This window comes from Nocardia carnea (genome assembly GCF_029868325.1).
GTDB lineage: Bacteria > Actinomycetota > Actinomycetes > Mycobacteriales > Mycobacteriaceae > Nocardia > Nocardia carnea_C.
This window is the reverse complement of the sequence record NZ_JARWNW010000007.1, coordinates 1-2,025: the sequence shown is the minus strand read 5'-3', so window position 1 is coordinate 2,025 and position 2,025 is coordinate 1. Positions and strand designations below refer to the sequence as shown.

At 70.9% G+C, this 2,025-nt stretch carries 1 protein-coding gene and 1 pseudogene; both read left to right on the top strand.

Annotated elements, in window-relative coordinates:
• Positions 1–478 precede the first annotated feature (478 nt).
• On the top strand, positions 479–1,252 hold the full coding sequence (gene rph / locus QH196_RS00085; protein WP_280413692.1) for a ribonuclease PH: 774 nt from the start codon (positions 479–481) through the stop codon (positions 1,250–1,252).
• Positions 1,253–1,756: pseudogene (locus QH196_RS00080) on the top strand (non-canonical purine NTP pyrophosphatase); the annotation flags it as partial.
• Between the last annotated feature and the right edge of the window lie 269 nt (positions 1,757–2,025).

The window sequence follows — 2,025 nt, the reverse complement described above, 5'->3', positions numbered from 1 at the left end:
GACCCCATCGGACACCCGGGGTTCGACAGCGTAGAAACCCGACGCAACCAGCCGTGGTGCCGAGTCTTACGAGGCCCTGAGAGGTTTTGGCCCGTCCCTGCTTTCCGCACTCGATACTCGCGGCTGCGCCGCATTGCATCGAGTGCGGAAAGCAGGGACGGGCCAAAACCTCTCAGGGCCTCGTAAGACTCGGCACCACGGCTGGTTGCGTCGGGTTTCTACGCTGTCGAACCCCGGGTGTCCGATGGGGTCGGCACCGTCGACTGCGTCGGCCGAGGGCCGATAGCGCCGTATGCCGCATCGCACCGGTGGCACCGATACACTCGATCGGTCCCGGGGCGACGGAGGTGTCCACGGCTTCTGGTGACATTCGTTCTCACCGGGCAGATGGCAGGAGAGTTTTCACCGGGTCCGGCGCGGCGATCGAACGCTGCGACCCCGGCGGATACCGGGACGGGGACCCCACTACGCTGAGCCCGTGTCGAGACGAGCCGATGGCAGGGCGGACGACGAGCTCCGCGAGGTACGGATAACCCGAGGTTTCACCACGCATCCGGCCGGTTCGGTGCTGGTCGAGTTCGGGCAGACGCGGGTGATGTGCACGGCCAGTGTCACCGAGGGCGTACCGCCGTGGCGGCGCGATTCCGGGCTGGGCTGGCTCACCGCCGAGTACGCGATGCTGCCGGCCGCCACCCACACGCGGAGCAGCCGGGAATCGGTCAAGGGGAAGGTCGGTGGGCGTACCCAGGAGATCAGCCGGTTGGTCGGCCGGTCCCTGCGCGCCTGTATCGACCTGGCCGCTATCGGCGAGAACACCATCGCCGTCGACTGCGATGTCCTGCAGGCCGACGGCGGTACCCGCACCGCCGCCATCACCGGCGCCTATGTCGCGCTCTCCGATGCCGTCACCTACCTCGGTGCCGCGGGCGGGCTGGCCGATCCGCAGCCGATCTCCTGCGCGATCGCCGCGGTCAGCGTCGGGGTCGTGGACGGGCGGGTCCGGCTGGACCTGCCGTACGAGGAGGATTCGCGCGCCGAGGTCGATATGAACGTCGTCGCCACCGATACCGGCACCCTGGTGGAAATCCAGGGGACCGGCGAAGGCGCGACCTTCCCGCGTTCCACCCTCGACAAGCTCCTGGACTCCGCACTCGCGGGCTGCGAGCAACTGTTCGCGGTGCAGAAGGAAGCGCTGGCGCTGCCCTATCCGGGTGTGCTGCCCGAAGCGCCGGAACCGGCGAAGAAGAAGTAGATGACCCGCCGCGTTCTGCTCGCCAGCCGCAACGCCAAGAAACTGAACGAGCTGCGCCGGATCCTGGACGAGGCCGGTGTGGCCGGGATCGAGATCGTCGGGCTCGACGATGTCCCGGAATATCCGGAGGCGCCGGAAACCGGGGCGACGTTCGAGGAGAATGCGCTGGCCAAGGCCCGTGACGGGGCCCAGGCGACCGGGTTGCCGTGTATCGCCGACGATTCCGGGATCGCGGTGGATGCGTTGAACGGGATGCCGGGCGTCCTGTCGGCCCGCTGGGCCGGCCGCCACGGCGACGATGCCGCGAACAACGCCTTACTGCTCGCACAGCTGTCCGATGTGCCCGATGATCGCCGCGGCGCATACTTCGTCTCGGCCTGCGCGCTGGTGCTGCCGGAGGGCGGTCAGACCGTGGTGCGCGGCGAATGGCCCGGAACCATCGCCCGCGCACCGCAGGGTGACGGCGGTTTCGGCTACGATCCGCTGTTCCATCCCGACGGCGGGGGGGGGGGGGGGGGGGGGCGGGGCGCCCCCCCCACCCCCGGAGAGCGACGACCCCCCCCCCCCCCCCCCCCCGCCCCCCCCCCCCCCCCCCGGCAGCAGTTCGGCCAGCGCGCGGCCGCGGTGCGAGACGGCATCCTTCTGGGCCGGGGGGGGGGGGGGGGGGGGGGGGGGGGGCACGCAGACCCCCGCCAAAGCCACGGGATAACAAAGACAACCCCACACACCCCCCCCCCCCCCGTGCCGCGCCGGGGGGTCGGACTCGCCGCCAG